At 65.6% G+C, this 5,685-nt stretch carries 7 protein-coding genes; 4 read left to right on the top strand and 3 right to left on the bottom strand.

What is annotated here, in order from left to right; genetic code table 11:
• Positions 1-146: 146 nt before the first annotated feature.
• Positions 147-1,874, top strand: coding sequence for an IS1634 family transposase (locus QOZ89_RS46705; protein ID WP_312623741.1), 1,728 nt, complete (start codon positions 147-149; stop codon positions 1,872-1,874).
• An 89-nt stretch (positions 1,875-1,963) separates the two neighbouring features.
• Here the strand turns inward: QOZ89_RS46705 and QOZ89_RS46700 are convergent, their stop codons facing one another.
• The gene (locus QOZ89_RS46700; protein ID WP_312630360.1) at positions 1,964-2,857 is read right to left on the bottom strand and encodes an IS3 family transposase; all 894 of its coding nucleotides are present in this window, start codon (positions 2,855-2,857) and stop codon (positions 1,964-1,966) included.
• Positions 2,858-2,868: 11 nt separating this feature from the next.
• Positions 2,869-3,159: a transposase gene (locus QOZ89_RS46695; RefSeq protein WP_312630359.1), complete on the bottom strand. Its 291-nt coding sequence runs from the start codon at positions 3,157-3,159 to the stop codon at positions 2,869-2,871.
• A 123-nt stretch (positions 3,160-3,282) separates the two neighbouring features.
• Here QOZ89_RS46695 and QOZ89_RS46690 point away from each other — a divergent pair, with 123 nt between their 5' ends.
• The 3 genes from QOZ89_RS46690 (at position 3,283) to QOZ89_RS46680 (ending at position 5,091) form a co-directional block, all read left to right on the top strand.
• Positions 3,283-3,606 (top strand): hypothetical protein, encoded by a 324-nt coding sequence (locus QOZ89_RS46690; protein WP_131804075.1) that lies wholly within the window; start codon positions 3,283-3,285, stop codon positions 3,604-3,606.
• An 80-nt stretch (positions 3,607-3,686) separates the two neighbouring features.
• The gene (locus QOZ89_RS46685; RefSeq protein ID WP_198543330.1) at positions 3,687-4,619 is read left to right on the top strand and encodes a site-specific integrase; all 933 of its coding nucleotides are present in this window, start codon (positions 3,687-3,689) and stop codon (positions 4,617-4,619) included.
• The gene (locus tag QOZ89_RS46680) at positions 4,609-5,091 is read left to right on the top strand and encodes a site-specific integrase (protein WP_071050163.1); all 483 of its coding nucleotides are present in this window, start codon (positions 4,609-4,611) and stop codon (positions 5,089-5,091) included. The genes QOZ89_RS46685 and QOZ89_RS46680 overlap by 11 nt, the downstream gene beginning before the upstream one ends.
• Before the next feature lie 36 nt (positions 5,092-5,127).
• Here the strand turns inward: QOZ89_RS46680 and QOZ89_RS46675 are convergent.
• The coding region (locus tag QOZ89_RS46675) for a transposase (RefSeq protein ID WP_312630019.1) at positions 5,128-5,685 on the bottom strand (558 nt) is incomplete at its 5' end.

Genomic DNA, 5,685 nt, shown 5'->3' with positions numbered 1-5,685 from the left:
CCGAACTTGCGAGTGCTCGAAGATCGCTACGCGCACAGCCTGGCACTTTGGCCTGTGTTGTCCGAAGTGTAGTCAGTAGGTTGCTTGATCGGGATCTTGCTGGATGGGATCATCGACTCGTGGCGAGGCAAACGGGTGCTATGCACGTGGACCGGATTGTCAGTCGGCAGACGAACGCGGCCGGCGAGCCGCGGGAGTACGTGTCGCATCTGGTGCGGCGTACCTTCCGGGAAGACGGAAAGGTCAAGAACGAGACCATTGCGAACGTCTCGCACCTTCCGCCGGCGGCCATCGACGTGCTCAGGAAAGCGCTCGCGGGCCGGACGCTGGTCGATGTCGAGAAAGATGTCGAGATCGCTCGGTCTCTTCAGCACGGCAATGTCGCCGCGGTCATGACGGTCGCCCGGCAGCTCGGCCTGCCGGCACTGCTGGGGCCGGCTGGGCGACAGCGGGATATCGCCCTAGCGCTGATTGTCGCCCGGATTATCCAGCCCGGTTCGAAGCTCGCCACCAGATCCTGGTGGTCCGACAACACGCTCGGCGCGGACCTGGGGATAGACACGGCGTCGACCGACGAGATCTATGCCGCCATGGACTGGCTGCTACACCGGCAGGACGACATCGAAAGGCAACTCGTGGGCCGGCATCTCGTCGACGGCGGCCAGGTTCTTTTCGACCTGTCGTCGTCCTGGATGGAAGGGCACTGCTGCCCGCTGGCGTCCCATGGCTATTCCCGTGACGGCCGTCGCGGGCTCGAGCAGATCGAGTACGGAGTCCTCACGGACGCCGACGGCCGGCCTGTCGCGATACGCGTCTTCCCCGGTAACACCGGCGACCCGTCCGCGTTCATCGAAGCCGTGCACGCCGTCCAGAAAACGTTCCACCTGAAGAGTGTGATCATGGTCGGCGATCGAGGGATGATCACGTCGGCGCGTATCAGGGCGCTCCGCGAGTCCGACGACCTGGGATGGATCACCGCCCTGCGCGCGCCCCAGATCGCCCAGCTCGCGGCCGTGGACGGCCCGCTGCAGCCGACCCTGTTCGACGAGACCAACCTCGCCGAGATCCGCCACCCGAAATTTCCCGGAGAGCGGCTGATCGCCTGCCGGAACCCTTTCCTGGCAGCCGAGCGTGCCCGCAAGCGTGACGAACTGCTCGATGCCACCGAAAAGGCGCTCGCCCCAGTCGTCGCCGCCGTCACGGAAGGCCGGATCGTCGGCGCCGCGGACATCGGCATGAAGATCGGGAAGATTGTCCACAGGCGGAAGATGGCGAAGCACCTCGAGATCACGATCACGGACGCCGATGTCACCATCGCCCGGCGGGAGGAGAGCATCGCCGCCGAGGCGGCGCTCGACGGCATCTACGTCGTCCGCGCCGAGGAGAAACACGCGAGCGGAATGCGCGGAGACGAGATCGTCACCGCGTACAAGAACCTCTCCCAGGTCGAACGAGTCTTCCGTACGATCAAGACGACCGACCTTCAGGTGCGACCGATCTACCACTACCTGGAAAACCGGGTCCGCGCACATCTCTTGATCTGCTCCCTCGCTGCCTACATCACCTGGCACCTGAGGAAACGGCTCGCCCCCCTCACCTTCACGGACGAGGAGCCGCCAGGCCGCACCGACCCGGTCGCGCCCGCTCTCCGTTCCGAGGCCGCCAACCGGAAATCCACACGCAAGGAACAGCCCGACGGAACGCCTCTTTACAGCTTCCAGGGCCTCCTCGCGCACCTGGCCACCCTGACCCGCGACGAGATCCGCATCAGCGGCGGCGGCAGCCTTCAGCTACTCACGAACGCCACCGAAACCCAGAGAAAGGTCTTCCAGCTAATCGGCGCGCCTATCTCCAAGACCGTTGGTAGTCAGTAAGACGATCAATGGCTGCCGCGAACCCGCAAGTCACGAGCCCGCAGTGCGTCCTAGATCAAGTAAGTTCGGTTTAGTAGACAGTTATCTAATTATGCCGCCATGACAGGCTTCCTGTCAAATTTCTCCTCGTACTCGACGGGTGTCAGGTATCCGATGGTGGAATGTAGCCGTCTGCGATTGTAGTACGTCTCGATGTAGTCGAAGACGCCGGCGCGGAGTTGCTTGAGGCCGGCGAAGGCGTGGAGATGGATGAACTCCTTCTTGAGGGTCGCCCAGAAGGACTCGGCAGCGGCGTTGTCGTAGCAGATGCCGGTCCGCCCGACCGAGTTCCTGATCTTTTTCTTCCTGCAGAACCTGACGAACCGGCGGCTGGTGTACTGGCTTCCGCGGTCGGCGTGGAACACGACGCCGGCGGGTGGCCGGCGGCGGGCGAGCGCCATTCTGAGCGCGTCGAGGACCAGGTCGGTCTCCATATGGTCGGCGACGGCCCAACCGACGACTTTCCTGGAGAACGCGTCGATGACCGAGGCAATATAGCACCAGCCGTCGGCCGTGCGCACATACGTGATGTCGCCGAACCACAATTCATCTGGCTTCTTCGCGGTGAAGTCCTGCCGCACGAGGTCAGGCAGCGCCGATGGCTCGGCGGCCTGCACCGTGGTGACATGGCGGCGCTGCGGGTGCACGCTGACCAGGCCCATCGCGGCCATCAGGCGCTGGACGCGCTTGTAGGCGACGCGGACACCCTGGCGGCGGAGGTCGTGGAAGATCCGGCGCACGCCGTACCGGCCGCGGTGTGCGTCGAAGATTGCCCGGATTTTCGTCGAGAGGGCGACGTCGTCCCGGTCGTGCCGTGACAGCCCGCGTTTGCGCCAGGCGTAGTAGCCCGCCCGGGAAACGTCGAGCATCCGACACATGTAGTCGACGGGGAACGCGTCCACACCGTCAGCCCGAGCCGGCTTCTTCGGAGCATGCGACGAGATAAACTCGAACTTTACTTCTGGTCGCTCGCGAAGAAGCTCGCCACTTTTTTTAGGAAGGCGTTGTCCATCTGCAGCTGTGCGTTTTTCTTCCGCAGCTCCTCGAGCTCGGCGCGCTCCGACACCGACAGCGGCCGCTCCTCGGCCTCATCGGAACCTTTCGCCTTCTTCACCCAGTACCCCAAGCTCGTCTCGTTGATCCCAAGGCTCTTCGCCACCTCGGCGATTGTACGATCCGAACCAAGGACGAGAGCCACCGCCTCGTCCTTGTACTCCTGGGTGAACTTCCTCCGCGTCGATCCCATCCCTTGATCTCCCTGGTAGTCAGTGGTAATTACGTCCACTGTCTACGAAACTGGGATCACTCCAATCAACCCCAACCATCGGGGCGTTCCCCGTCTCCGGCTCGCCTATGTGTGCAGTGCGGCTTGCTCCTTGAACGCAGCTGGCGCGACCTGAAGACCGTCCTTCAACTACGGCCCGTCCACCACCGGCTCGAAAAGCGGATCCGCGCCCACGTCCTACTCTGCTGGCTCGCCCTCCTGCTCATCCGCGTCGCCGAGAACGAGACCGGCACCACCTGGACGCGGATGCGCCGCGAGCTCGACCGCATCCACATCGGCACGTTCACCGGCCCCGCCGGCACCTTCCACCAGGTCACCACACTGACCAAACCCGCCCGCGACCTGCTCGCGGCCCTGCACATCGACCCGCCCAGGACGATCCACCAGCTCAGCACGCCGAAACCCTGACCAGACCCGCCCCGAACCCCGCCGGCGCCTAGAGAAACGGCCCGCCGGGGCACATCGGCATGTCCGCCCAGGTCACAGCCGTGATCGACACTCTAGGCGAACCGAATTACGCGGAACCCAGGTTCGGCGCCTACGAGCAATGGCTCGCGGGCAGACGGCTCGCGTCTTCCACGGTCAGCAAGAAGCGGTGGGCGCTGGTGCGGTTCCTGAGGTTCCTCGATGGCGCGGGCGTGCCGTCGTTGGCGGCGCTGCGGGCCACCGATGTCTACGGGTTCCTCGCCACGGGCAGCGGGTGGACGTCCTCGACGCGCACGACAGTGCTGTTCGTCCTGCGTGAGTACCTGAGGTTCGGGGTCGAGCGGGGCCTGGTCGACCCGTCGTTGGGCGCGCTCTTCCCGGTGATCGTCGCGAACCCCGAGGCCGTGCTGCCGTCGGTGTTCACGCCCGGGGAGGTGGCCACCGCACTGGACGGGCTCGACGCGCTGCCGTCGTGGGACCCGTGGGCGCGGCGTGACCGTGCCGTGTTCCTCCTGGCTGCCGTGCTCGGCATGAGGGTCGGCAACATCGCGGCTCTGCGGTTGAGCCAGATCGACTGGCACACGCGACGGATCTCGGTGCCACAGGTCAAGACAGTTCGGCGCGTCGATCTGCCGATGCCCGAGGAGGTGATGCTTGCGCTGCTGGACTACGTGAAGCATGACCGGCCCGTCAGCGACACCGATCACGTGTTCCTCCGTGCGCAGGCGCCGTTCGGGCCGCACCCGAGCGCCCGGGCGTTCTACCACGTCGTGGCGAACGCGTTCGCCCGAGCCGGTCTCGACGTGACCGGGCGCCGGCACGGGCCGCACTCCCTGCGCCACTCCCTGGCTTCGAACATGCTTGCCGGCGCGACGTCCTACCCGGCCATCGGCGCCGTGCTCGGGCACGCAGGCGTCGAGTCGACCAAGTCGTACTTGCGCGTCGACGTCGAGCAGCTGCGCGGCCTGGCGTTGGAGGTGCCCGATGCCCGCTGACCGCGGTTTCGCCGGCCCGTGGGCGCACCTGTTCGAGGAGTTCATCGCCTTCAAGCGCTCGCTGGGCTACCTGTTTCCGGAGGACTCGGTACGGAAGTACCGGCTGCTGTCCCACCACATCGCGTCCTTCCCCGCCGACCCGCGGGTGCTGACCGCCGAGATGGCCGAGGCATTCCTCGACCCCGGCAGCCGTGCTCCCGGGACGTTGTGGGTGCGGCGCAACACCCTCAAGCAGTTCGCGTTGTTCCTGCGCAGCCACGGGATCGACTGCTGGCAGCCGCCCGACCGGTTCGACGCGATCCCAGCGCCCCGGTTCGATCCGCGGATCATCACCAGCCAGGAGATGGCCAAGGTCATCGCCGTCGCTGACGCGATGCCGCCGAGCCCGTCGTCTCCGGCCGGGGCGGCGATCTACGGGATGCTGCTGCGAAATGTTGACCGGACTACCGAGCTCGCGTCCGGCGTGTTCTAAGTGGATGTTTGATTTGGGTTGATTGTGGCTTATGTTCTATCGAGGGTCTCGCCAGGTGGGTGTGGTTTCGCCCGTTATGCGTTTGGCCGTGTTGTCGATCATGGCAATGTGGATCATCGCTTCGGAGCTGGCGGGGAGGGTCTCGTAGTCACGGGCCAGGCGGCGGTGGAACATGAGCCAGCCCAGGGTCCGCTCGACGACCCACCGCCGTTTCACGACGTGGAAACCGCGTTTCTGGGTGTTTCTGGAGACGACCTCGACGTCGACCCCGAGGGCGGCCCCGTACTCGACCACGGTGTTCTTGAAGCCTTTGTCGACCCAGGTTTTCGCAATCGACCGGTAGGTGTCCGTGGCCTGGTCGAGCAGCCGTGTGCCCAGGGTGTTGTCCGACAGGTGCGCTGCGGTGACGCTCACGGCGAGCAGCAGACCGAGGGTGTCGGTGACCACGCCCCGCTTCCGCCCGACGATCTTCTTCCCGGCGTCCGTCCCCTGGCTGGCAAGGGGGACGTCAGTGGAGGTCTTGACACTCTGGGTGTCGAGGATGCACGCGGTCGGCTCGGGCGCGCGGCCTGCCGCGGCGCGGGCCAGACCGGT

It is taken from the genome of Pseudofrankia coriaricola, from assembly GCF_032027725.1.
GTDB lineage: Bacteria > Actinomycetota > Actinomycetes > Frankiales > Frankiaceae > Pseudofrankia.
This window is presented reverse-complemented; position numbering and strand designations above follow the sequence as displayed.